Origin of the sequence: Plantactinospora sp. KLBMP9567 (assembly GCF_033446045.1) — a bacterium.
Lineage (GTDB): Bacteria > Actinomycetota > Actinomycetes > Mycobacteriales > Micromonosporaceae > Plantactinospora.
In genome coordinates this window covers 89,899-113,398 of sequence record NZ_JAWQRR010000044.1, presented here as the reverse complement: position 1 = coordinate 113,398, position 23,500 = coordinate 89,899, and the positions used below count along the sequence as shown (strand labels likewise).

Annotated in this window: 16 protein-coding genes and 3 pseudogenes; 9 read left to right on the top strand and 10 right to left on the bottom strand. The window is 73.6% G+C overall.

Annotation, left to right across the window (positions count from 1 at the left end):
• Nucleotides 1-143: 143 nt before the first annotated feature.
• Nucleotides 144-2,978, bottom strand: coding sequence for an ATP-binding protein (locus R6Y94_RS33600; RefSeq protein ID WP_412102937.1), 2,835 nt, complete (start codon nucleotides 2,976-2,978; stop codon nucleotides 144-146).
• A 289-nt stretch (nucleotides 2,979-3,267) separates the two neighbouring features.
• Entirely contained in the window at nucleotides 3,268-3,486 is a 219-nt protein-coding gene (locus R6Y94_RS33595; RefSeq protein ID WP_318400204.1) for a zinc ribbon domain-containing protein, read from the bottom strand.
• 435 nt (nucleotides 3,487-3,921) lie between these two features.
• Here R6Y94_RS33595 and R6Y94_RS33590 point away from each other — a divergent pair.
• The 4 genes and pseudogenes from R6Y94_RS33590 to R6Y94_RS33575 all read left to right on the top strand — a co-directional run bounded on the left by R6Y94_RS33590 (nucleotide 3,922) and on the right by R6Y94_RS33575 (nucleotide 7,949).
• Nucleotides 3,922-5,189, top strand: a pseudogene (locus R6Y94_RS33590) (lytic murein transglycosylase).
• A gap of 72 nt (nucleotides 5,190-5,261) precedes the next feature.
• The gene (locus tag R6Y94_RS33585; RefSeq protein ID WP_318400346.1) at nucleotides 5,262-6,284 is read left to right on the top strand and encodes a GNAT family N-acetyltransferase; all 1,023 of its coding nucleotides are present in this window, start codon (nucleotides 5,262-5,264) and stop codon (nucleotides 6,282-6,284) included.
• A gap of 61 nt (nucleotides 6,285-6,345) precedes the next feature.
• Nucleotides 6,346-6,864 carry a sigma-70 family RNA polymerase sigma factor gene (locus R6Y94_RS33580; protein ID WP_318400200.1) on the top strand — a complete coding sequence of 173 codons (519 nt, stop codon included), beginning with the start codon at nucleotides 6,346-6,348 and terminating at the stop codon, nucleotides 6,862-6,864.
• The gene (locus tag R6Y94_RS33575; RefSeq protein WP_318400199.1) at nucleotides 6,861-7,949 is read left to right on the top strand and encodes a hypothetical protein; all 1,089 of its coding nucleotides are present in this window, start codon (nucleotides 6,861-6,863) and stop codon (nucleotides 7,947-7,949) included. The genes R6Y94_RS33580 and R6Y94_RS33575 overlap by 4 nt, the downstream gene beginning before the upstream one ends.
• Nucleotides 7,950-7,967: 18 nt before the next feature.
• Here the strand turns inward: R6Y94_RS33575 and hemB are convergent, their stop codons facing one another.
• From hemB to R6Y94_RS33550, 5 genes and pseudogenes are all read right to left on the bottom strand, one after another.
• Nucleotides 7,968-8,951 (bottom strand): porphobilinogen synthase, encoded by a 984-nt coding sequence (hemB, locus tag R6Y94_RS33570; protein WP_318400197.1) that lies wholly within the window; start codon nucleotides 8,949-8,951, stop codon nucleotides 7,968-7,970.
• Between the two features lie 159 nt (nucleotides 8,952-9,110).
• The gene (locus R6Y94_RS33565) at nucleotides 9,111-10,691 is read right to left on the bottom strand and encodes a uroporphyrinogen-III synthase (RefSeq protein WP_318400195.1); all 1,581 of its coding nucleotides are present in this window, start codon (nucleotides 10,689-10,691) and stop codon (nucleotides 9,111-9,113) included.
• The gene (hemC, locus tag R6Y94_RS33560) at nucleotides 10,688-11,653 is read right to left on the bottom strand and encodes a hydroxymethylbilane synthase (protein WP_318400193.1); all 966 of its coding nucleotides are present in this window, start codon (nucleotides 11,651-11,653) and stop codon (nucleotides 10,688-10,690) included. The genes R6Y94_RS33565 and hemC overlap by 4 nt, the downstream gene beginning before the upstream one ends.
• A 220-nt stretch (nucleotides 11,654-11,873) precedes the next feature.
• Nucleotides 11,874-13,199, bottom strand: a pseudogene (locus tag R6Y94_RS33555) (glutamyl-tRNA reductase); the annotation flags it as partial.
• Entirely contained in the window at nucleotides 13,196-14,059 is an 864-nt protein-coding gene (locus R6Y94_RS33550; RefSeq protein WP_318400191.1) for a redox-sensing transcriptional repressor Rex, read from the bottom strand. The pseudogene R6Y94_RS33555 and the gene R6Y94_RS33550, both read right to left, overlap by 4 nt.
• A 604-nt stretch (nucleotides 14,060-14,663) precedes the next feature.
• Here R6Y94_RS33550 and R6Y94_RS33545 point away from each other — a divergent pair.
• Together R6Y94_RS33545 and R6Y94_RS33540 are read left to right on the top strand one after the other, a co-directional pair.
• Nucleotides 14,664-15,974, top strand: coding sequence for a sensor histidine kinase (locus tag R6Y94_RS33545; RefSeq protein ID WP_318400189.1), 1,311 nt, complete (start codon nucleotides 14,664-14,666; stop codon nucleotides 15,972-15,974).
• Nucleotides 15,975-16,078: 104 nt separating this feature from the next.
• The gene (locus R6Y94_RS33540; protein ID WP_318400344.1) at nucleotides 16,079-16,741 is read left to right on the top strand and encodes a response regulator transcription factor; all 663 of its coding nucleotides are present in this window, start codon (nucleotides 16,079-16,081) and stop codon (nucleotides 16,739-16,741) included.
• Nucleotides 16,742-16,871: 130 nt separating this feature from the next.
• Here R6Y94_RS33540 and R6Y94_RS33535 read toward each other — a convergent pair whose 3' ends face one another.
• From R6Y94_RS33535 to R6Y94_RS33525, 3 genes are all read right to left on the bottom strand, one after another.
• On the bottom strand, nucleotides 16,872-17,513 hold the full coding sequence (locus tag R6Y94_RS33535) for an HAD family hydrolase (protein WP_318400187.1): 642 nt from the start codon (nucleotides 17,511-17,513) through the stop codon (nucleotides 16,872-16,874).
• Nucleotides 17,514-17,641: 128 nt separating this feature from the next.
• Complete coding sequence (locus tag R6Y94_RS33530; RefSeq protein ID WP_318400184.1) at nucleotides 17,642-17,899, bottom strand: glutaredoxin family protein; 258 nt, start codon at nucleotides 17,897-17,899, stop codon at nucleotides 17,642-17,644.
• A complete protein-coding gene (locus R6Y94_RS33525; RefSeq protein ID WP_318400183.1) occupies nucleotides 17,886-19,553 on the bottom strand; it encodes an AMP-binding protein in 1,668 nt (555 codons plus the stop codon). Before R6Y94_RS33525 ends, R6Y94_RS33530 begins: the two co-directional genes overlap by 14 nt.
• A 757-nt stretch (nucleotides 19,554-20,310) precedes the next feature.
• Between R6Y94_RS33525 and R6Y94_RS33520 the strand changes: the two genes are divergently transcribed.
• The 3 genes and pseudogenes from R6Y94_RS33520 to R6Y94_RS33510 all read left to right on the top strand — a co-directional run bounded on the left by R6Y94_RS33520 (nucleotide 20,311) and on the right by R6Y94_RS33510 (nucleotide 23,494).
• The gene (locus R6Y94_RS33520; protein WP_318400342.1) at nucleotides 20,311-21,177 is read left to right on the top strand and encodes an ECF subfamily RNA polymerase sigma factor, BldN family; all 867 of its coding nucleotides are present in this window, start codon (nucleotides 20,311-20,313) and stop codon (nucleotides 21,175-21,177) included.
• A 254-nt stretch (nucleotides 21,178-21,431) separates the two neighbouring features.
• Nucleotides 21,432-22,322, top strand: a pseudogene (locus tag R6Y94_RS33515) (DUF5667 domain-containing protein); the annotation flags it as partial.
• A 293-nt stretch (nucleotides 22,323-22,615) separates the two neighbouring features.
• Nucleotides 22,616-23,494 carry an HAD-IB family hydrolase gene (locus R6Y94_RS33510; RefSeq protein ID WP_318400181.1) on the top strand — a complete coding sequence of 293 codons (879 nt, stop codon included), beginning with the start codon at nucleotides 22,616-22,618 and terminating at the stop codon, nucleotides 23,492-23,494.
• Nucleotides 23,495-23,500: the final 6 nt, after the last annotated feature.

Genomic DNA, 23,500 nt, shown 5'->3' with positions numbered 1-23,500 from the left:
TGCTCCCGCCCCCTCGGGGGTACGGGAGCATCGTCGTCTCCGGCATCGTGCCCGACCGTTCCGGGTGTCCCGACGTCTCGGACGAACACGCGCGGCGGCCACCGCGACAACCCCGCTCGGCGGGCCGGATCGGTGGGCGTGCCTCAGTGCTCGACCTCACGGGGCGCGTCGACGCTCTCCCGGGGCCGTGGGCGCTGTGCCGGGGTCTCGACGTGGGAGAACCTGATCGAGCCGGCAGCCAGGTCGGGATGGTCGACCTCCAGGGCCACCGCCGCCGCCTCCTCCAGGGTCAGTTCGGCGCCGGCCGCGTATGCGGTGTCGAAGGCCGTGTCACCCATCAGGTTCCGCAGCGAGGCCTGCTCCTGGAGCCAGTACGCCCCGAAGGTGCCCGGGGTACAGCGCATCGCCGAGCGGGTGAGCTGGGCCGCGCCGAAGAGTCGCGCCGCCGATCTCGGGTCCCCGCCGCCGGCGCAGCGCACCGCGATCGCGTTCACCGTGTCGCAGGCCCTGGCCAGATAGCCATAGCTCATCCGGGACCGCAGCGCGACGACCAGGTGGTCGTGCGCGGCGACCAGGTCGCCCCGGGCCAGCGCCACCATGCCGAGCAGCATGTCGACGGAGCGCTTGCCGCGCTCGGTCGGCCGGCCCGCCTCCACCGGCCGGGCCGCGCCGAGCAACTCGGCCGCCTCGTCCAGGGAACCCCGGCGCCAGAACAGCTCTGCCAGGCTGTAGACGGCGAGCAGCGCCTCGCCGGCCACGCCCTCCGTCTCGGCCTCGGCGATCACCTCCCGGCACACCCGCTCGGCCTCGGCGAACCGTCCCATGTCGATCAGCGGCGCGGCCCGGCCGGCAAGTACCCGGATCAGCAGGCCCGCGTCTCCGGCCTGCCGGGCGGCCGACTCGGCCCGCTGCGAGAAGCGCAGCTCCTCGGCGAACTCACCGTCCGCGCCGGCATGCTGCGAGTGCATGTGGTACGCCGCCGCCAGCTCTGCCTCGGGAATCTGCTCGCCGGTCTCGGCGATCCGGCCGTAGAGCCGGAACAGCCACAACCGTCCCTCTCGGGCCAGCCCCCGCTCCCGCCACCACTCGTCCAGCCCACTGGCCAGTTGCAACCCCTGTCGGGCGCTGCCGCCGGTGACGGTCCAGTGCAGCGCGGCCCGCAGCTCGTCGGCGAGCGGGTCGAGCGCGTAGAGGGAGAGGGTGACCGGCCGGTCGTCCGGGCCCAGGTAGGCCCGCTGCAACGCGTGCAGCGACCAGGCCACGTGCCGGTCCCGGGCGGTCTGCTCCTCCCCCGCGTCGACCAGCCGGCGCGCCGCGTACGCCCGGATCGGGTCCAGCATCCGGTAGGTGCTGCCGGAGACGTTCGGCTCGGCCTGGATCATCGACTTGTCGACCAGCACCGACAGCGGGTCGAGCGGGTCGTCGTTGAGCAGCCACTCGACGGTGGCCAGGTCGACGGGGCCGGAGAAGACCGCCAGCCAGCGCAGCAGCCGGGCGGCCCGGGGGCCGAGCGTCCGGTATGACCAGGTGACCGTGGCCTGCATGGTGACGTGCCGCTGGGTGGCCGAGCGCTGGACCGCGCGGACGCCGACGGGTGGCGCCACCCCCCGGGCCGCCGCCGCCAGGTCCACGGTGTCCTGCTGGTTGGCGACCCAGCCCCGGGCCGGCACCGGGGCTGGTTCCACGTCGTCCCGGCCCGCGTCCAGGGCACCGAGTACGTCGTCCAGCCGTTCGGCGAGCTGGCTGGCGGAGAGTACCCGCAGCCGGGCGGCGGCCAGCTCGATCGCCAGCGGCAGCCCGTCCAGCCGGGTCACCACCCGTTGCAGGTCGGCCGACTCGGCCGGACCGGACCGGCGCCCGCCCCGAGCCGCCGCCGTCCGGTCGAGCAGCAGGGTCACCGCCTCGCTCGGACCACCACCGGGTGCCGGGTCGACGGAGAGCGGTGGGATGCGCCAGATCACCTCGCCGGGCAGCCCGAGCGACTCCCGGCTGGTGGCGAGCACGCGTACGCCGCTGCCGCCGGCGAGCAGTCGCGAGATCACCTCGGCGCAGGCGGCCGGCTGGGCGTCGCAGGTGTCGAGCACGACCAGCATCCGCCGGGACGCGGCGAACTCGACCAGCGTCTCCAGCATCGGCCGGCCCGGCTCCGGCCGCAGCCCGAGGACCGCGGCGACCGCGAAGGCGACCAGCCCGGGATCGGTCACGGTGGCGATGTCGACGAACCAGACCCCGTCCGGGTACGACTCGACCACGCCGCCGGCCAGCTCGACCGCCAGCCGGGTCTTGCCGGCCCCGCCGGCGCCGACCACCGTCACCAGCCGGTGTGCGTCGATGAGCTGGTCCAGCTCCTCCCGCTCCGCCTTGCGGCCCACGAACGAGGTGACCTGGGTCGGCAGGTTGTGCGGGATCGCGTCGGCGGTGCGCGGTCGGGGGAACTGGCGCTCCAGTCCGGGGGCGACGAGCTGGAAGAGCCGCTCCCGGTCGTCGAAGCCGCGCAGCCGGTGCAGGCCGAGGTCGAGCAGGGAGGCGCCCGGCGGCAGCGGCGCGGCGTGCCTGGCGGTCGCGCCGGAGCAGAGCACCTGGCCGCCGTGCGCGGCGGCGGCGATCCGGGCGGCCCGGTGCACCTCGGCGCTGGCGTACTCGCCGTCGCGCGGCTCGGCCTGCCCGGTGTGCAGCCCCATCCGGACCCGGGGGGTGGCCTCCGGTGTCGGCCACTCGTGGTTGTTCAGCGCGCGCTGCGCGGCCAGCGAGGCGTCCAGCGCGGACGAGGCGTCGGCGAACGCGACGAAGAACGAGTCGCCCTCGGTGAAGAGTTCGGTGCCGTCACTGGCGGCCAGCGTCGCCCGCAGCAGGCGCCGGTGCTCGCTCAGCACCGGCCGGTAGCCCGGACCGAGCATCTGGGCCAGCCGCGTGGAGCCCTCGATGTCGGTGAACATGAACGTCACCAACCCGCTCGGCAGGTGGATCCGTGCTGACATGCCTGGAACCTCCCGCCCCCTGGAAGTCGCGTTCATGCTGCCGCATATTTACGGGTTGGCCCATCGTAGGAACGGACGGCGCGACCCCGTACCAAGGTGCTAACCGGGGACTGTGCCACGAAACCGACATCACGGTCGCGAACTGTCCTCACTGAACCTTTTCCACCTCCCCCTGCGGTCGGCCGTGCCCGCAGGTGAGAGTCGGGGCGGAGGCGTCGCGCTGTTTGAGGTCGAAAAGGTTCACTCTCCGGGACGGGAGGGGGCCGGGCCCGGACAGCCGGTTACGGCCTCAGCAGCCGCAACTCCCGCCGCAGCAGCCGCCGCTGGGGGCGGCCGGTGCCGGCGCGGCACCGGCCCCACCGCGACCGGTGAACGCGACCGTCGACAGTAGCTTGACCGTGTCGTCGTGCCCCTGCGGGCAGGACGCCGGAGCCGTGGCCTCGGCCATCGGCCGGTTTATTTCGAAGGTGTCGCCGCAGGCGCGGCAACGGAACTCGTACCGGGGCATACCAACAGCGTACGGCCAGACCTGACGTTCGACGGTCGATGGGTAATACTCGACGGGTGGCGGAGCCCGACGAGATTTCTACGACTCGACCACTGCGGCCTGCGGCGCCGGTCTTCGACGGGCCGCTGGCCAGCTCGGGTGCGGCCCCGGATCCGGACTTCGATCCACCGCCGGTGACCGTGCCGCGCCCGCGCGCGGAGGCCGAGCCCGTCCGGCCCACCGAGCCGGAGCCGGTCGCCACACCCGCCGAGCCGAAGGCCACCGTCGCCGGGTCGGTCTCGCCGACCGCGTCCGAACCCGGCCCGGCCGCCGACCGCGCGACAGCCGAATCCGAGTTGGACCCGGTCACCGAGACCGCGCCGGTCCCGGTCGCCGCCTCCGGGTCGGATCCGGGTGTCGACTCCGGGCCCGATCCGCTCAGCGGTTCCGAGGCGGATTCGACTGTCACGTCGGAAGGTGAGGCCGCCGCCGAACCCGGCCCGACCACCGAGCGGCCGACCGCCGCCGGGCCGACCGCCGGTGCCGGGACCGAGGGCGCCGCCGGACCCGCGGCGCAGCCGGCCGCCGGGGCCGGACCGACCGCCACCGCCGGACCGACCGCCACCGCCGGACCGACCGCCACCGCCGGACCGACCGCGCAGCCGGCCACCGGGGCCGGGGCCGAGAGCGCCGCCGGGCCCGCCGGTGGGAACGCCGGCACACCCACGCCAGCGAGCACACCGCCGGCGACGGGCAAGCCGGCCGAGACGGTGATCGACCTCGACGTACCGGCGACCGCACCGGCCGGGCCGAACCGGCGGATCCGGGTCCGGTTCGCGCACGCGGTCGCCCGCTGGCCGTCACCCGGGGCGGTACGCGCCTGGTCCAAGCGGCCGAGCGGCCGGGTCACGCTGCCGGCGCTCCTGCTCTTCGCCCTGGTCGCGGCGACCGGCGCCGCTGGCGCGTTCCTACTCCCGGCCACCGCGCGCCAGGCCGGGCCGGTCCAGCCGGGTGCCGCGACGAGCCCGGCGCCTTCGCCGGCCGCTCCCGAGTTCCCCGTCGATCCGGGCGGGCTGCCCTCGGGGCTGCCGAGCCCGCCGGCGTTCGGCACGCCCAGCGTTCCGGCGCCGCCCTGGAACGCGACCGGCGGGCGCCCCTCGGACGTACTCGCCGGCTGGGCCGCCCAGATCGGGCCCCGGGTCGGGATCTCCACGACGGCGATGCAGGCGTACGGCTACGCCGAACTGCAGGTCGGCCAGACGGCGCCCGGCTGCCAGCTCCGCTGGACCACGCTGGCCGCGATCGGCCAGGTGGAATCCGCGCACGGGCGGGCGAACGGGGCGATCCTCGGCGCGAACGGGATAGCCGCTCCCGAGATCATCGGCCTGCCGCTGGACGGCGACGGCGGCCGCATGCGGATCCTGGACACCGAGGACGGCCGGCTCGACCGGGACGCCACCTACGACCGCGCGGTCGGCCCGATGCAGTTCATCCCGACCACCTGGGAGGAGATCGGGGCCGACGCCGACGGCGACGGGGTGGAGAACCCGCACAGCATCGACGACGCGGCTCTGGCGGCCGGTAACTATCTGTGCAAGGGAGGCCGCAACCTGTCGGTCGCCTCGGACTGGTGGAGCGCCATCCTTTCCTACAATGACGTGCGGCCATATGCCCAATCGGTGTTCAACGCGGCCAACAAGTACGGCACGGACAGTCGGACTTAGCGTAATGTCCTCGACACATTGAAGAACTGGGCACTTTCGCCAGGCTGCGGTTGACGGCAAGCTAGACGGGTGATGGTGCGCGAGTGGGATCCCCGGACCGCCCCGGCCGCCGAGATCGAGTCCTTCCTGGACGCGATCAACGCGGTTTTCGCGGCCGACCTACCGGAGGACCCCCTGTGGGAGAACGGCATGCTCCGGGAGTACCTCTGCGAGGTGATGCCCGGCGAACGCCGGATCTCCTGGGTCATCCAGGACGAGCCCTCGGCCGACGGGCAGCCGGGACGCATCCTCGGGCACACCCACGTACTCCTGCTGGGTGACATCGGCGTACTCGAGGTGATGGTGCACCCGGCGGCCCGGCGTCGCGGGCTCGGCCGCAAACTGATCGCCACGGCGGCCCGGCGGACCTACCAGGAGGGCTTCCGTTCGATGGGTGTCGAGGTCATCGGCGACACGCCCGCGGTCGGGTTCTACGAGGCTCTCGGCTTCGCCCGGGAATACGAGGAGGACCGCAGCGTGCTGCGGCTCGGCTCGGTCGACTGGGGCGCGCTCGGCGACATGGCCCAGGGAATCGGCACCGGATATCGTCTGGAGTTCTGCCCGGGCGGGCCGCCGGACGACTTGATCGAGCCGTACGCCATGGCGAAGGCCGAGTCGCGCGACATTGACGACGGCGACCTGGACCTACGGCCGAGTTCACATGATCCGCAGCGCCTCCGGGACAGCCTGAACTGCCTGCACCGGCGCGGGATGAAGCCGTACATCGTGCTCGCGATCGAGGAGAAGACCGGGGTGGTCGCCGGGCTCACCGAGGTCGTCGTACCGGCCCAGCACCCGACCCGGGCCGACCAGTGGGACACCATCGTCGGCCAGGAGCACCAGGGCTACGGCATCGACCGGGCGATGAAGGCCCGGATGCTCTTCGAGCTGCGTTCGGCCGAGCCCAAGCTCTCCGAGGTGCAGACCTGGAACGCCCGGACCAACGAGGCGATGCGGGCCGTCAACGCCGACCTCGGGTTCCAGGCCGACCGGGAGTGGTACGAGTACGGCGTCGAGGTGGCCGAGCTGGTGCACCGGCTGGACGGCGGCAACTGAGCGCGGCGGGACAGGGCGGGAACGCCCGACCCCGCCCCCGCGTGTACCGGACATGGAGGCAGTGGCCAGCGAGCCGGTCGCCGGCCCGGCCGGGCATGTCGCGGCCGAGCCGTTCGACACGTTCTACCGGGCGCACAGCGACCGGGTCTACCGCGCGCTGGCGCTGAGCCTCCGCGACGACGGTCTGGCCCGGGAGGCGACCGACGAGGCGATGACCCGCGCCTACGCCCGGTGGGACCGGGTCCGCACGCTGGACAACCCAGCCGGCTGGACGTACCGGGTCGGTCTCAACTGGGCGACCTCCTGGTGGCGGAAGTTGCGCCGGGAGCGGCCGCCGGTCAGCGAGGATCGGCATCCGGTGGCTGTGCCGCCCGATCCGGCGGCGCTGGCGGCCCGGGACGCCCTCGACGAGCTGCCGTTGGCCCAGCGCACCGTCGTGGTCTGCCGGGTGCTGCTGGACCTGTCGACGGCGGAGACCGCGGCCGTGCTGGGAGTCAGCGAGGGGACCGTGAAGAGCCGGTTGGCCCGGGCATTGGCCGCGCTGCGGACGGCGCTGACCGAGGAGGAAGACCAGCGATGAACGTCGTACCTGACGAGCTGGCGAGGGCGGTCCACCGGGCCGCGACGGCCGCGACGGCGTACGACGGGAGCCCGGATCTCGTCCGGCGGCGCTGGCGGGGCCGGCGGCGGCGCCGGCTCGCCGTGGCGGCCTGCCTGGTCGCGGCCGGGGTGGCCGGCGTGCCGGTGCTGGCCGGTCAGTTGCTCGGCAACGCCGGTGGACCCACGGCGGTCACCGATGACGGACGGTCGACGCCGTTCCAGCGGCTACTGGTCGGATCGGCCGACTGGTACGCGACGGGCTTCGTCCAGGCCAACCCGAGGGGACCGGGAGAAATCGGCGAGATCGGCTCCGACGGCCGGTTCAGCCGCCACGCGGTGCCGGCGGACTGGAGCCAGGGCATCGGGCTGCCCGACGGCCGAATCGTCGGCCTGCTGCGCTCCGACGCGCGGGAGGGCCTGCGGCCGGGCGAGCGACTGTCGATCAGGCTGGTGGTACTCGGCGCGGACGGTGCTGTCCAGGCCGACCGACCGCTGCCGGCCAGGCCGGACACCGTGTTGGTGGGCGCCACCGGCCGGACGGCGTACCTGCTCCGGGGTGGGGCGATCCTCGGCCACGAACTCGGCACCGGGCGGGAGTCTCAGGTGTTGGCACCGGCGGGGGAGGTCGTCCACCCGCCTTGGGCGGTCCGCGGGGACCTGCGGGCCGGGCTGCTCGCCGTGCCGGACGCGGACGGGCCGGACTGCGCGATCCAGGTGATCGACCTGGCCGACCGGCGGCTCCGGGCGCACCTGCGGATCGATCGGGCCTGCGCCGCCACCGTCCGGTTGTCGTCGGACGGCCGGCTGCTGGCGGCGGTCTACGCACGCCCGGCGGAGACGGGGGCGGGCCTCGACCACCGGGTGACGATCCTCGACGTGCCGACCGGGGCGGTCCGGGCCGACCAGCCGCTGGACCTCGGCGTGTCGCCGGTGGGGCCGGGCAGTCTCGTCCCGCTGGTCGGTATGGCCTGGAACGACGCCGCGACGATCCGGGTCGCGACCGGCCAGCCCCGTGCGACACCGGTCGACGGCGGGTTCAGCATCACCACCGTCACCGCCCGGTAGCGCCGCGCGGAGCCGCGCTCAGTAGCGGTCGCGGAGCATCCGGGCCGCCTCGACGGCCCAGTAGGTGAGGATGATCTGGGCACCGGCCCGGCGGATCGAGGTCAACGTCTCCAGCACCGCCCGTTCGCGGTCGATCCAGCCGTTGGCCGCGGCGGCCTCGACCATCGCGTACTCACCGGAGATCTGGTAGGCGGCGACCGGTACGTCCACCTCGGCCCGGATCGCGGCGAGCACGTCGAGATAGGGCAGGGCCGGCTTGACCATCACCAGGTCGGCGCCCTCGGCGACGTCGAGGCGTACCTCCCGGAGCGACTCCCGCAGGTTGGCCGGGTCCTGCTGGTAGGTGCGGCGGTCGCCCTGCAACGACGACTCCACCGCGTCCCGGAACGGGCCGTAGAACGAGGAGGCGTACTTCACCGCGTACGCCAGGATGCCGGTGTCGGTGTGCCCGGCGGCGTCCAGCGCCCGCCGCACCACTCCGACCTGGCCGTCCATCATCCCGGACGGCCCGACGACGTGCGCCCCCGCCTCGGCCTGCGCCACCCCCATCTCGGCGTACGCGGCCAGGGTGGCGTCGTTGTCGACGGTGCCGTCCGGGGCGACCAGCCCGCAGTGCCCGTGCGAGGTGAACTCGTCGAGGCAGAGGTCGCTCATCACCACCGTGGCGTCGCCGACCTCGGCGATCACGTCCCGGATCGCCACGTTGAGGATGCCGTCCGGGTCGATGCCGCCGGAACCGGTCTCGTCCTTCTCGAGCGGCACCCCGAAGAGCATGATCCCGCCGACGCCGGCGTGTACCGCCTCGGCCGCCGCCTTGCGCAGCGACTCCCGGGAGTGCTGCAGCACTCCCGGCATCGAGGCGATCGGCCTCGGCTCGGCCAGCCCCTCCTTGACGAACATCGGCAGCACCAGCTCCGCCGGGGCGAGCCGGGTCTCCTCGACCAGCCGGCGGATCGCCGGGGACCGCCGCAACCGACGCGGGCGGATCTCTGGGTACGACATGACCACTCCTCACGGCCGACCGGCCGGCACCCGATCCGGCGTCTGCCGGGCCGCTGGGACCGCCGACGGCCCTGTGCCGTCGATGGCGTCCTAGGACCGATGGTGCCTCAGAACCGAGCGTGCTTCACAACAGATGGCGCTATACAAATCCGACAGAGATTACCGGAACCGCAGCGCGGTCGGGCCCTGGACCTTCGAGCCCCGGCGCTGCTTCGCCGGCATCGCGGCCAGTTTCTCCCGCAACTCCACCGCGTAGGACGCGAGCGCCTCGACCAGGTCCGGCACCGAGGCGTGCGCCGGCTGGGCGTCCACCCGCAGGCCGAACTCGGTGGCGGTCTCCGCCGTCTTCGGGCCGATCACCGCGACCACCGTCCGGGCGTGCGGCTTGCCGGCGATGCCGACCAGGTTGCGCACGGTCGAGGAGGAGGTGAAGAGCACCGCGTCGAAGCCGCCCGACTTGATCGCGTCGCGGATCTCGGCCGGCGGCGGCGCCGCCCGCACGGTCCGGTAGGCGGTGACGTCGTCGACCTCCCAGCCGCGCTCGGTCAGCCCGGCCGCCAGGGTCTCGGTGGCGATGTCGGCGCGGGGCAGCAGCACCCGGCCGACCGGGTCGAGGATCTCGTCGTGCGGCGAGAACTCGGCGAGCAGCCCCTCGGACGACTGCTCCCCGGACGGGATCAGCTCGGGCTGGATGCCGAAGGCGCGTACCGCGTCGGCGGTCGCCTCACCGATACAGGCGATCTTGACGCCGCCGAAGTGCCGGGCGTCCAGACCGTGCTCGGCGAACTTCTCCCAGACCGCCCGGACGGCGTTCACCGAGGTGAAGATCACCCAGGCGTACCTGCCGTCGACCAGGCCCTTGACCGCCCGCTCCATCTGGGCCGGGGTACGCGGCGGCTCGACCGCGATGGTCGGCACCTCGCACGGGATGGCGCCGTATTCACGAAGTCGGGCACTCATCACCCCGGCCTGCTCCTTGGTGCGCGGCACCAGCACCTTCCAGCCGTACAGCGGGCGGTTCTCCCACCAGCTCAGCTTGTCCCGGTGCGGGACACCGACGCCCAGGGTGAGCACCACCCGGCCGGTGAAGCCGAGCGCGGCGGCGACGAAGCTGTCCACCGTCGAGGTGGTGGTGTACTGCGTCTCCCCGGTGCCGTCCCCGGTCACCGCGACCGCGGTGGAGCCGTCCACCCCGACCGCGAGCAGTCCGTCCCGGACCGCGGCCAGGTCACCGGCGTCCACCGCCAGCGCGAGCGAACCACGGCCGACCGCCGCCGCCAGCGCCTCGAAGTCCATCGCGGTGACGTCGTCCACGTCGGCGGCGGTGCGTACCCCGGACAGCGGTACCCCGGCGTAGGTGGCCACCCCCTCGGCCTGGCCGACCCCCGGCACCACCTCGAAGTGCACGGCGGTACGCGCCACCGCCTGCACCTCCTTGACCACGGAGTCGTGCCCGAACGGGTCACCGGCGACCAGGTGCACGGCGGTCAACCCGGACCGGGCCGCCGACAGCAGCACCTTGGCCACGTCGCCCGGCGCCCCCTCGGCCGGGGTGAACTGGGCGTCCTCCTTGGCCTCGGCCTTGACCGCCGTGAGCAGGGCCTCCGGGACGCTGCGGTCGTACACCACCTGGTCGGCGTCGATCAACGCGCCGTGCGCCCGGCGGGTCAGCAGGCCGGGGTCACCGGGGCCGGCCCCGACGAACGCGATGCGGCCTGCGGGCTTACGGGTGCCGATCATTCTGTAGCTCCAAGATGCTGGGTCCTCGCGCCGGATTCCTTGGGCGCCCCGAGGATCGAGTCGGCGCCGAGGTCGAGGAGTTCGGCGGCGAGCGCCTTACCGATCTCCGTCGCCTCGGCGGGCGTACCGGTGCGGGACAGCCGGATGTCACGGGTACCGTCCGGGCTGATCACCGCCCCGCGCAGGTAGATCTCATCGCCGTCGTCGCCCTCGGCGACTTCGGCGTACCCGGCGACCGGCGCACTGCACCCGGCCTCCAGGGTGGCCAGAAATGCCCGCTCCGCGGTGACCGCGGCCCGGGTCGGTGCATGATCGAGTACGCCGAGCAGCTCGACCAGTTCCGCGTCGTCGACCCGGCACTCCACGGCCAGCGCCCCCTGTGCGGGTGCCGGCAGCATCAGCATCGGGTCGAGGGTCTCGCTGATCTCCTCGGTGCGGCCCAGCCGGACCAGCCCGGCCCGGGCCAGCACCACCGCGTCGAGATCCGCCTTCGGGCCCCGCACCCGGCCCACCCGGGTGTCCACGTTGCCGCGGATCGGCACCACCGTGAGCTGGAGCCCGAGCGCGTGCAACTGGGCGATCCGGCGCAGTGCACCGGTGCCGACCGTGGCACCGGGCGGCAGCTCGGCGAGGGTACGGCCGTCCTTGGCGACCAGCGCGTCGCGCGGGTCCTCCCGGGGGGGTACCGCCGCGATGTGCAACCCGGCCTGACCGGCCGTCGGCAGGTCCTTGTAAGAGTGGACGGCGAAGTCGATCTCGTTGGCGGCCAGGGCGTCCCGCAGCGCGGAGACGAAGACCCCGACGCCCAGCCGGTGCACCGGGGCGCTGGACCGGTCGCCGGCCGTGACGACCTCGACCAGCTCGACCTGGCGGCCGGTCGCCGCCGTCATCGCATCGGCGACCGCCCGGGACTGGGCGAGGGCGAGGGCGCTGCCCCGGGTGCCGAGCCGCAGCGCGGTCATGCCAGCACCCCGATCCGCCCGGTGAGGTCCGCCCACCCGGTGCCACCGGTCCGGCCGGCGGGAGCCTGAACCTCGGTCATCGTTCTCCTCCGGATTGCTGTCGGGGCACCGGCGCACGCAGGGCGGGACCGGCACCGAGGCCGGCCTGACCGCCGATCTCCGGCGGGCCGCCGAGGCCGGGCAGGCCGGCGAGACCGGTCAACCGGCTGCCGGCCGGTACTCCGGCCAGCTCGGCGGCGGCCAGTTCCGGCACGGTGTCCGCCTGTGAGGTGACCGGCACCTCCAGGTCGAAGAGTTCCCGGAGCAGGGCGGCGTACTGGTCACCGCCGGGCTCCGCGGCGAGTTGCCGGACCCGTACCGTCGGCGAGTGCAGCAGCCGCTGCACCACCCGGTGCACCGTGTGGCTCACCTCGGCACGCTGGTCGTCGGTGAGGTCCGGCCGGCGCTGGGCCAACCGGCGCAGCTCGGCAGTGACCACCTCGTCGGCCCGGGCCCGCAGCGCGGCCACGGTCGGCGCGACGTCCGCGCCGCGCAGCCAGGTGAGGAACGCCTCGACCTCGGAGCCGACGATTCGGGTGACGGCCGCGGTGTCGGCGGCGGCCGGTCCGATCGGCTGGGCCGCGGCCAGCCCGTCGATGTCGATCACCATCGCGCCGGGGAGTTCGGCGACCGCCGGCTCGATGTCCCGGGGTACGGCGAGGTCGAGCAGCACCAGCGGGTCCGGCCGGTCGGCCGCGCGCTCCCGCAGTGCCCGGTCCACCGTCTCCCGGGTGAGGACCGGCTCGATCGATGCGGTGGCGGCGACTACTATGTCCACTGTGGAAAGGGCGGTCGGGAGTTCGGCGATCGGCACCGCCGTCGCGCCGTACGCCTCGGCCAGCCGGAGCGCCCGGTCGTGACCCCGGTTGCTGATCTCCACCGGGCCGGCGCCCAGCCGGGAGAGCGTGGCCACGGCCAGCGCGCCCATCGAGCCGGCCCCGACCACCAGCACCGGGCGGCCCTCGATGTCGCCGCCGAGGTGCGTGCCGGCCAGGTCGAGAGCGGCGCTGACCACGTTCTGCCCGGCCCGGTCGATGTCGGTCTCGGCGTGCGCCCGCTTCCCGACCCGGAGCGCCTGCTGCATCAGCTCGTGCAGCAGCCGGCCGGGCGCCTCGGCCTCGCTCGCGGCATGGTAGGCGTCCCGGAGCTGGCCGAGGATCTGCGCCTCGCCGACGACCATCGAGTCCAGCCCGGCGGCGACCCGGAAGGCGTGCTCCACCGCCGCGCCGTCGTAGTGCACGTAGAGGTGGTTGGCCAGCTCGGCCGGGGCGGCCCCGGCGTGCCCGGCCAGTACCGCGCAGATGTCTCCCAGCCCGCCGTGGAAGCCGGTGACGGCGGCGTAGACCTCGACCCGGTTGCAGGTCGAGACGACGACCGCCTCGCCGACGTACGGCTGGGCGAGCAGCCGGGCGAGGATCTCCGGCAGCTCGGTGCCGGCGACGGCCAACCGCTCCAGGATGGCGACCGGCGCGGTGCGGTGCGACGCACCGACGACAAGTAGATTCATGAACCGACCGCCTCCGCGTTCGTCGACCGGAGTGTCCCGGCGGGCGCTGCCTCGGTGGTGCCGGTGGCGGCGAGCCCGCCGGGCAGGGCGGTCAGCCCTGCCGGGGCGGCGCCGCCCCGCGTGGTGCCGTTCGGTGTGCCCAGCGCGGTGCCCGGTCCGGCGGTCGCCGGCAGCCCGGTCAGCGCCGCCTTGCGGTGCTCGTGGAAGGAGAGGATCTGCAGCTCGATCGCAAGGTCGACCTTGCGGACGTCGACCCCGTCCGGCACCGCCAGCACGCACGGCGCGAAGTTGAGGATGCTGGTCACCCCGGCCGCGACCAGTTGGTCGGCGACGCTCTGCGCGGCGGTGGCCGGGGTGGCGATCACGCCGATCGCGATGCTCTCCTCGGCGGCCACCTGCGGCAGCTCGTCGATGTGCCGGACGACCAGTCCGTTGATCATCTCGCCGAGCCGGGCCGGGTCGGCGTCGAAGAGCGCCGCGATCCGGAAGCCGCGGCCGGCGAAGCCCGCGTACCCGGCGAGGGCGTGACCGAGATTACCCACACCGACCAGGGCCACCGCCCGGCACTGGGTGAGCCCGAGCACGAACTCGATCTGGTCGATCAAGAGGGCGACGTCGTAGCCCACGCCCCGGGTGCCGTACGACCCGAGCTGCGAGAGGTCCTTGCGCAGCTTCGCCGAGTTGACCCCGGCCGCCGCCGCCAGTTCCTCGCTGGAGACCGTGTCGTTGCCGGTTTCCGCGAGATTGTGCAGGGCACGTAGGTATTCGGGGAGCCGGGCGACCGTCGCCTCAGGGAGATCCGGAAGCGCCGGCACGGCACCGGCGCGGCCGGGCGTGCCTACGGGGCGGTGCTGACTCATGCGACTCCGTGCCGTGCGATCTTCGACCAGCCGGACCGGCGGGTCGTTCCGGTGGACCCGCTGGCGGCCGCCATGACCGGCTGTGCTAGCAGGGCTCGTCGGAGTAACAGAGTAGGCGCTTGTGAAGACACGCACAAATCGCGATCTTGATAGACCGCGATAACGCCCCACCCGGGCCTCCACTTACAAGATCAGTTCGCGACCCAACCGGAGCCGCCACGGCGATTATTACCTAAGTCCGACTTATCTGACCAACTCGCCGCTATCGCGCCGGCCGATCGGCCAGCTCTTTCCGCCGAGCCAGCAATCACGACGCGCCGCGGATTTCCTGAAACCACCATTACATTCGACGACAAACCCTTGGCGCTCAGCGGATTGCCGGCTGCCGGACTTCCGATCCGAACGGCACCCGGGGAGCCCGACCGGACGGGCAGAGCCGGTGGTGACGGCCGAGGGGCCCGCCGCCGTCGTCCCTTCCGGCGCTCGCCCGCGCCGACGAGGGGCCGGGGGCGCGCGGATTTCGTCCCGGGTGGGGACAGCCCTACCGTGAAGAGGCCAGCCGATGGGATGGGGACCGACCGCGCCGATGCCTAGCGTCGAGAACATGACCACGACCACCGCCACCAGCGTGGCCGCCGGCGCCGAACCCGGCGCCGGCCGCACCGTGCTACGCCAACTCGCCATCGACTCCGGCTATGTGTTCCTCGGCCTCCCCCTCGCACTGGCGAGCTTCGTCGTGCTCGTCACCGGGGTCGCACTCAGCGCCGGGCTGGCAGTGACGGTGACCGGGCTGCCGATCCTGGCCGGCACCCTCTACGCGGCCCGGGGGTTCGCCGACATCGAACGGCTGCGGATGCCGGCGGTGCTCCGGCAGCCCCGGGTACGCCCCAACTACCGCACCGCCGAGCCCGGGGCCAGCGCGTGGCGGCGGATCTTCGTACCCATCGCCGACGCGCAGTCCTGGCTCGACCTCGCGCACGGCTGGGTACGGCTGGTGGTGGCGCTCGGCACCTTCGTGATCACCGTGGTCTGGTGGGCCGGTGCGATCGGCGGCTCGCTCTACTGGGCGTACGACTGGGCGATCCCGCAGAGCCCGGGCGACGAGGGCCTGCCCGAGCTGCTCGGACTGGGTGACAGCGCCGCCGCCCGGATCGGGCTGAACACCGCGCTCGGAGTGTTCTTCCTGATCACCCTGCCGCTGGTGGTCCGGGGCTGTGCCCTGATGCAGGCCGGGCTCGGTCGCGCGCTGCTGACCGGGGTGGCGGAGATGCGCAACCGGATCACCGTACTGGAGGAGCAGAAGCGGGCCGCGGTCTCGGCGGAGGCCACCGCGCTGCGCAAGCTGGAACGGGACATCCACGACGGGCCGCAGCAACGGCTGGTCCGGCTGGCCATGGACCTGAGCCGGGCGCAGCAGCAGCTCAACTCCGACCCGGAGGCTGCCCGGCAGACCCTCGGCGAGGCGCTCGCGCAGACCCGGGACACCCTCGCCGAGCTGCGCGCACTGTCCCGGGGCATCGCCCCGCCGATCCTGGTCGACCGGGGCCTGCCCAGCGCCCTGGCGGCGCTCGCCGGGCGCGGTCTGATCCCGGTCGAGCTCGCCGTCGACCCCCGGCTCGGCACCGCGGACGGCCGGCCCGACCCGGCGATCGAGTCGACGGCGTACTTCGTGGTGGCCGAGGCGCTGACCAACGTCGCCAAGCACAGCCGGGCCACCGAGTGCTGGTTGACGGTGACCCGCGAGGAGCGGTCGCTGCGGATAGTGGTGATCGACGACGGCGAGGGCGGCGCGCACCTCTCCAAGGGACACGGTCTGGCCGGGCTCGCCGACCGGGTACGCGCCAACGACGGCACCCTGACCGTGCTCAGCCCGGTCGGCGGGCCGACCGAGATCCGGGCCGAGCTGCCGTGCTGAGCCCCTCCGGCGCCCCCTCCGGCACCGCACCGGCACCGGCCGGGGCCACGCCCGACGGCCGCGAATGCCCGCCGGACGGGCCGGCGGTGGTAGACAACAACATCATGCGCGTAGTGATCGCCGATGACGCGGTCCTCCTCCGGGAGGGTCTGATCCGCCTGCTGACCGAGCACGGCCACGATGTGGTGGCCGCGGTCGGTGACGGTACGACCCTGGTCGAGGCCATCGTCACGCACCGCCCGGACGTCTCGATCGTGGACGTCCGGATGCCGCCCTCGCACACCGACGAGGGGCTGCGGGCGGCGGTGGAGGCCCGACAGCGGGTACCCCGGACCCCGATCCTGGTCCTCTCCCAGTACGTCGAGGTGTCGTACGCCGACGACCTGCTCGCCACCGTCAAGCCCGGCGGCGTCGGTGGGGGTGGGATCGGTTACCTGCTCAAGGACCGGGTGGCGGCGATCGACGAGTTCCTCGACGCGGTACGCCGGGTGGCCGGCGGCGGCACCGTGCTCGACCCGGAGGTGGTCGGCCAGCTACTCGTCCGGCGTCGCCGGGACGACCCGCTGCGGCAGCTCACCCCGCGCGAGCGGGAGGTGCTCGGGCTGATGGCCGAGGGCCGGTCGAACACCGCCATCGCCCGGGCCCTGGTGGTCAGCGACGGCGCGGTGGAGAAGCACGTGCGGAACATTTTCACCAAGCTGCAACTGCCGCCGGACGAGGAGCAGCACCGCCGGGTCCTCGCCGTCCTCGCCTACCTGCGCGGCTGACCCGGCCTGCCCGGCGGGACCCGCACCGGGAGAGGTGACCCGGCCCGCCCGCGCGCCAGCCCGGACGGCGTAACCGGGCCGGCGACCGGGCGCAGTTCCCCGGCGTCGGCCAGAGGCGCAAGCCCAGAGGTCAGTCCAGTTTGGCGGCCAGTTCGACGGCCTCGGTGAGCGAGTCGGCCACCGGCCAGCCGCCGGCACGCAGCCGGGCCGCGTCGGTGAACCCACCGGTGTAGAGGACACAGCGGGCGCCCACCGAGTCGGCCGCCTCGGCGTCGTCGATCGAGTCGCCGATCAGCACCGCCGACGTTCCCTCGATACCGAACGCCGCCAGGTGCCGGGCCAGGTGGCTGGCCTTGCGCTCGCCGCCGACGCTGCCGCGCAGGCCGTCGACCCGACGGAACACGGCGGTCAACCCGTACCGGTCGACCGCCGGCACCAGCTCCTCGTGGAACCACATCGACAACAGCGACTGGGTACCGGTCCAGGTCTGGATGGCCTTGGTGGCGTCGGCGGCCAGCTCACAGCTGGCCAGCCCGACCCGGTACGCCTCGTGGAAGAGCTGGTCCAGCCGGCTGAACTCCTCGGCGTCCACGGCCCGGCCCAGTACCTCGGCGTAGTAGTCCGCGATCGGCCGGCGGAACTGCGTACGGTGTTCCTCGGCGGTCACCTCGGGCCCGCCGGCACCGGCCAGGGCCACGTTGGTGGCGGCGACCACCAGGGTCAGGTCGTCGAGCAGGGTGCCGTTCCAGTCCCAGACGAGGTGCTCACGCATCCGAGCACGATACGCGGAGACCCCGACCGGGCCCACGGCCGCGGCCGGACGGCGGGACGGGAAGTCACCGACGTCACACGCCCGCGCCGGGACCGTCGTGCGGGGGCGGCCGGTTGCGGGAAAGGCGGTCAGGCGCGGGGGGTGGTCAGGTCGCGGAGCAGGCGCTCCTCCTCGACCCGCCAATAGCCGTGCTCCAGACCGTCGAGCAGCACCACCGGCAGCCGGTCGCCGTACTCCCGCTCCAGCTCCAGGTCGCCGGTGACGTCCAGCTCGGTCCACCGGTCGCCGGTCACCGCCACCACCCGGTCCACGGCCTCCTTCGCCACCTCGCAGAGGTGGCAGCCGGGCCGGGTGATCAGGGTCAGCCGTGGCTCACTCGTCGTCACTCGCGCCCCTTTGCCGGATCACCGATCTGCGTACCCGGCCGATCGCGGAGAGCGGCAGGGACCCGACGAACTCTATCCTGCTCGGGCACTTGAACCGGGCCAGGCTGCCGGCGCAGTACGCGGCCAGCTCGGCGGCCGAGACGCTGCTCTGCGGGGCCCGTACGACGTACGCGGTGACCGCCTCCCCGGCCACCGGGTGCGGTACCCCGAACACCACCGACTCGACCACCTCCGGATGGGCGCCGAGCACCCGTTCGACCTCCTGCGGATAGACGTTGAAGCCGTTGACCAGGATCAGTTCGCCGAGCCGGTCCACCAGAAAGAGGTCGCCCCCGGCGTCGGCGTACGCCACGTCGCCGGTCCGCCACCAGCCGTCCGGGTCCGGCCCGCCGTGCCCGTCCGGCCAGTAGCCGGAGAAGAGGTTGGCGCCCCGGACCACGATCTCGCCGGGGTCGGTGCCGGGCGAGGAGAACTCCAGGTCGGGCTCGTCCGCGCCGTCGCCGTCGTCGGCCGGCTCGACGGTGGAGCCGTCCCGCCACAGCTCCTCGCCGTCGGCGGCGACGAGCCGCAGTTCGACGCCGGGGATCGGCCGGCCGATCGAGTTCGGCTTCGCCGTCGGGCCGGAGAGCGTGGTGGTGAGCACCGGAGCGGTCTCGGTGAGGCCGTATCCGACCTGGATCCGCCGGCCGGTCGCCTCGGCGAACCGGGCCGCGCCGCTGACGGCCAGCGGGGCGGCGCCACAGATCGCGACCCGCACCGAGGCCATCGCGGTGCGCAGCGCCGGGCCGGCCGGCACCCCGGCCGCCGCCGGGGCGTCCGGCAGCATCGTCCAACCGAGAAACATCGACGGTACGCCGACCAGCACGCTCACCCGGCGCCGGGCGACCACCTCCAGTACGGCTGCCGCGTCGAACCGGTCGACCAGCACCCCGCACGCCCCGTGGTACGCCACCGCGCCCAGCCCGGCGTTCAGCCCGTACGCGTGGAAGAGCGGAAGAGCCAGCAGCACCCGGTCGTCCGGCCCGACCACCGACGGGGAGATCCGGTCGATCTGCTCGTGGTTGGCGAGCAGCGCCCGGTGGGACAGCATCGCCCCCTTCGGCTCGCCGGTGGTGCCGGAGGTGTAGAGCAGCACCGCGACCGCCTCCGGGTCTGTCCGGACCGGCCGGCCGGCCGGGTCGCCGCCGCCCGGCACCACCCCCGGGCCCGGTTCCGGCAGTGCGGTGTGCAGTTCGGTCAGTGCCGGCAGCTCGGCCCGTACCGCGTCGACCGCCGCCCGGACCTGTCCGGTGCAGATCAGGACGGCCGCCGCCGAGTCGGCCAGGATGTGCCGCAGCTCCGGACCGGTCAGCGCCGGGTTCACCGGCACCGCGACCAGCCCGGCCCGCTGGGCACCGAAGAACGCCACCGCGAAGTCGGGCGAGTTGGGCAGTGCGATGGCGACCCGGGCCGGATGGCTGTCGGCCGGCCCCGCGACCCGGCCGCGCAGCGCGGCGGCGACCCGGTCCACCGCACTGTCCAGTTCGGCCCAGCTCAGTACGCCGTCCGGCCAGAGCAGTGCGGGTCGGTCGGGTCGACTGGCGGCGGCCAGGCGTACCCGGTCGGCCAGGGTGACCGCGGCTGGCTCGGCGGGGGTGTCCGGTCCATCCTGCACGGTCGCTGAGTCTGGCACAGTGCCGGAAGCGACGCGTACTCCGACCGTCGCCGGTGCCCAGCGGTCGCCCGACCGGCCATCCCGGACCCGCCGGTACGCCACACGCCGACGACGTCGGTGGAAGTTCTCTCGACGTGGAACTTCCCTCGACTTCTCCGCTTACCCGGGGTACGGTCCAGCAGACCGTAACGGGTTTCGGATATCGGTGCCCCAGCACGGTGGACTTCTCCTAACACGTTCGCGGCGGCGCGCCCAAGGCCCGCCGCGCATTGGCGTGTTTCCACGTTTTCCCTGTTCAGAGCCCTCACTACCGCACTGTCAGGCATCTGACAGCGCACAAGCTGTGCGCCCCGTTCGGGTGGCTTCTGGAAATACTTTGGCTCTGTGTAACGGACTTGCCGCACATGGGTGACGTTGGCCCTATCATCACTCGGGTCGGCTCACCCCTTTTGCCGTGAGTCGACACCCCTCAGCCCGAGGAGGCCGCCGTGCCTGTGAGAGCACTGCACCAGCAGCTGTGGGGCGTGTGCCGTCGTACGGCGCACCCCGGAACTGCCGTGCCGGATCGCGCCGACCCCGGCGCGGGTACGGCCCCCATCGCGGCCGGATCCCGGCGACCGGTCCCGCGGCCTCGGCCGGCCGGGGAGGTCCAGTGAGCACATACGGATACGTCGGCGGAGCGACCGGCGGCGCCCCCCGGAACACCCGCCTCGCCCTGACCGAGGGCCTCGACCGGCTCCGGGTGTCCATGGACGACATGCTGAGCCTCGCGGTACGCGGCGACGGCGGCTCGAAGCGGACCCGGAACCGCCCGCATCCGAACGAGACCCCGCCCCGGCACAACACGCCGGGCGGAAACGCCCGTCCGGTCGGGGGCCGGGTGGCCAGTCCGACCCGGCCGGCCATGCCCGCCCAGCCGGGCGCCGCGGCACCGCCCGCCCAGCCCGCAATGTCGGAGACCGAGACCGCGGTACTGCCGGTGGTGCCGGCGACCGAGAAGTCGACGGGTTCGGGCGGCAGCTCGCCGACCGGCTACCCGGACCGGCCGGACCCCTCGGATCCGGCCCGGGAGGTCTGGGCACTGGTGGAACGGGCCCAGGCCGGCGAACCCGAGGCGTTCGGCCTGATCTACGACCGGTACGTCGACACCGTCTTCCGGTTCGTCTACTTCCGGGTCGGCAACCGGCAGCTCGCCGAGGACCTCACCTCGGACACCTTCCTACGGGCGCTGAAACGGATCGGCAGCTTCACCTGGCAGGGCCGTGACCTGGGTGCCTGGCTGGTGACGATCGCCCGGAACCTCGTCGCGGACCACTTCAAGTCCGGCCGATACCGCCTGGAAGTTACTACGGGTGACGTTCTGGATGCGGACCGCGAGGATCGGGGGCCGGAGGGAAGCCCGGAGGCGGCCGTCGTCGAGCACATCACCAACGTCGCCCTGCTGACCGCAGTCAAGCAGCTCAACCCCGAGCAGCAGGAATGCATCGTTCTGCGATTTCTACAGGGTTTCTCGGTGGCGGAGACGGCCCAGGCGATGGGCAAGAACGAGGGCGCGATCAAGGCTCTGCAGTACCGCGCGGTCCGGGCACTGGCCAGGTTGCTGCCGGACGGATTCCAGCCGTGAGGCGCTGTCACGGCCGCCGTCGGCGCTCCGTGACTCCGCTCACTCTTCGTAGTATTTCCCGCCGCCGGCCCGTAACCGGTCGACCCCGCCGACCGTTTGTCCGGGTGCGACCGGCGGTTGGCCTGACATCCCTCCGACCGGTCGGTCGGAGAGCGGATCCGGCCTCGGGCACCGTGGCCTGGTCCTGAAGTCAGCCACCGTCGTACCCGGACGGCGAGACGGGCCGACCGCAGCATCGCGACCAGCGAAGGGAGGTGTCGGCGGTGAGTTGGAAGACCTTCTACCGCCAACGCGCCGAGCGCTTCGCGCAGCTGCTCGACGAGGCCAACGGAGGCCGTCGCCACCACGTCCGGTCCCGGGTCGACGACGACCTGGCACAGCCGCTGGCTGTCGGGCAACGCCTCAGGGACGTGCAGTCCACCGTCGAGGTCGACCCCGACTTCCGGGCCGGTCTGCGCGCCATGCTCGTCGCCACCGCCGAGCGGGAAGGGATCGGCGCGACCGCCAGCGACGACGCCATCGTCGACGGCGGCGGCCAACCCGCCACCCGCCGGGCCGGTCAACCCGCGTTCCGGGGTCCACGCACCCGGGCCCGGGCCCGCGGCGCTGTCGTCATCGGGGTCGCGGTCGGCGCGATCGCGGTCTCCGGGATGTCCGCCGCCAGTGAGAACGCCGTACCCGGCGACGCGCTGTACGGCATGAAGCGGCACACCGAACGCGCCCAGCTCGCCCTGGCCAGCTCCGACCTGAGTCGCGGGCAGCTCTTCCTCGACTTCGCGCGTACCCGGCTCGCCGAGGCGGTCGCGGTCGGCGGGCAGAACTTCGGCTTCTCCGCCGTCCTGGAGGACATGGACGCCGACACCCGGCAGGGCATCAAGCTGCTGACCAGCGCGGCGGTGCAGCGCCAGGACCCGGCCGCGCTCGACGCCGTGGACAGCTTCCTGCGCCAGCAGCGCCCGCAGGTCGCCCGCCTCTTCGAGGACACCACCCGGGCCACCCGCAGTCGCGCCAACGACTCGCTGGAACTCCTCGACGACGTGCAGCACCGGTCCGAGAGCCTCCGGGCCGCGCTCGCCTGCGGAGTCGGCGCGATCGGTCGGCAGGACTCGATCGGCCCGCTTCCCCGGACCTGCCCGGTCAGCCGTGGCCCGGCCGGTACGCCGCCGGACGGGCTGCCACCGGCCGCCGAGGGGGACGGCGGCAGCCGTACCCCGGAGGAGCCGCCGAGTGCCCCGGACCGTACCTCGGCGCCCAGGCCACCGGCTCCGACGCCCAGCCAGGACCAGCCACCGGCGGTACGGGACCCCAGCACCACCGAGCCCGTGCACCGGGTCGGCGGCTGACCATCGCCCGCACCGGCCCGGCTGTCCGGGACTCCGGGTGCGCCTCGGTGGATCCGGCTACCCTCGCTGTGTACCCGTAGCGAGGAGGTTCCCGCGTGGCCCGAGCCCGCAAGGTGACGGTCAGCACCGACGACCACGGTCACACCGCCGGCTGGGCCGACGCGGGGCCGGACGCCCCACCCGCGGATTCGGCCCGGACCGACCCCCGGGCCGCCGCCTTCTTCGACGTGGACAACACGGTGATGCAGGGCGCCTCCATCTACTGGTTCGCCCGCGGTCTGGCGGCCCGCAACTACCTCACCACCGGTGACCTGGTCCGGTTCGGCTGGCAGCAGCTCCGGTTCCGGGTGCTCGCCGTCGAACACCCCGGCAGCATGTCCCGGGTCAAGGAGGCGGCGCTGGCCTTCGTCGCCGGTTGGCGGGTCGAGGACGTCGAACGGCTCACCGAGGAGATCTTCGACGAGCTGATGGCACCCCGGATCTGGGCCGGCACCCGAGCCCTGGCCCAGCAGCACCTGGACGCCGGCCAGCGGGTCTGGCTGGTCACCGCCGCCCCGGTGGAGATCGGCCGGATCATCGCGGCCCGGCTCGGCCTGACCGGTGCGCTCGGCACCGTCGCCGAGATCCGCGACGGGGCGTACACCGGGCGGCTGGTCGGCGACCTGATGCACGGGCCGGCGAAGGCGGACGCGGTGGTCCAGCTCGCCACGGTGGAGGGGCTGGACCTGGACCGGTGCGCCGCCTACAGCGACTCCGCCAACGACCTGCCGATGCTCTCCACCGTCGGCCGGGCGGTGGCGATCAACCCGGACGGCACGCTGCTCCGGCACGCCCGGGAACGCGGTTGGGCGGTACACGACTTCCGGACCGGGCGGAAGGCGGCCCGGATCGCCGTACCCTCGACCGTGGCCGCCGGGCTGGTGGCCGGCGCGGTGACGGCGGGGTTGGCGATGCGTCGCCGGCTGACCCGGTAACCGCCC

Excerpts from the sequence above, each read along its gene's own strand:
- R6Y94_RS33600 (WP_412102937.1), bottom strand. The coding sequence starts at position 2,978 with ATGTCAGCACGGATCCACCTGCCGAGCGGGTTGGTGACGTTCATGTTC.
- R6Y94_RS33595 (WP_318400204.1), bottom strand. The coding sequence starts at position 3,486 with ATGCCCCGGTACGAGTTCCGTTGCCGCGCCTGCGGCGACACCTTCGAA.
- R6Y94_RS33585 (WP_318400346.1), top strand. The coding sequence starts at position 5,262 with ATGGTGCGCGAGTGGGATCCCCGGACCGCCCCGGCCGCCGAGATCGAG.
- R6Y94_RS33575 (WP_318400199.1), top strand. The coding sequence starts at position 6,861 with ATGAACGTCGTACCTGACGAGCTGGCGAGGGCGGTCCACCGGGCCGCG.
- hemB (WP_318400197.1), bottom strand. The coding sequence starts at position 8,951 with ATGTCGTACCCAGAGATCCGCCCGCGTCGGTTGCGGCGGTCCCCGGCG.
- R6Y94_RS33565 (WP_318400195.1), bottom strand. The coding sequence starts at position 10,691 with ATGATCGGCACCCGTAAGCCCGCAGGCCGCATCGCGTTCGTCGGGGCC.
- hemC (WP_318400193.1), bottom strand. The coding sequence starts at position 11,653 with ATGACCGCGCTGCGGCTCGGCACCCGGGGCAGCGCCCTCGCCCTCGCC.
- R6Y94_RS33550 (WP_318400191.1), bottom strand. The coding sequence starts at position 14,059 with ATGAGTCAGCACCGCCCCGTAGGCACGCCCGGCCGCGCCGGTGCCGTG.
- R6Y94_RS33545 (WP_318400189.1), top strand. The coding sequence starts at position 14,664 with ATGACCACGACCACCGCCACCAGCGTGGCCGCCGGCGCCGAACCCGGC.
- R6Y94_RS33540 (WP_318400344.1), top strand. The coding sequence starts at position 16,079 with ATGCGCGTAGTGATCGCCGATGACGCGGTCCTCCTCCGGGAGGGTCTG.
- R6Y94_RS33535 (WP_318400187.1), bottom strand. The coding sequence starts at position 17,513 with ATGCGTGAGCACCTCGTCTGGGACTGGAACGGCACCCTGCTCGACGAC.
- R6Y94_RS33520 (WP_318400342.1), top strand. The coding sequence starts at position 20,311 with ATGCTGAGCCTCGCGGTACGCGGCGACGGCGGCTCGAAGCGGACCCGG.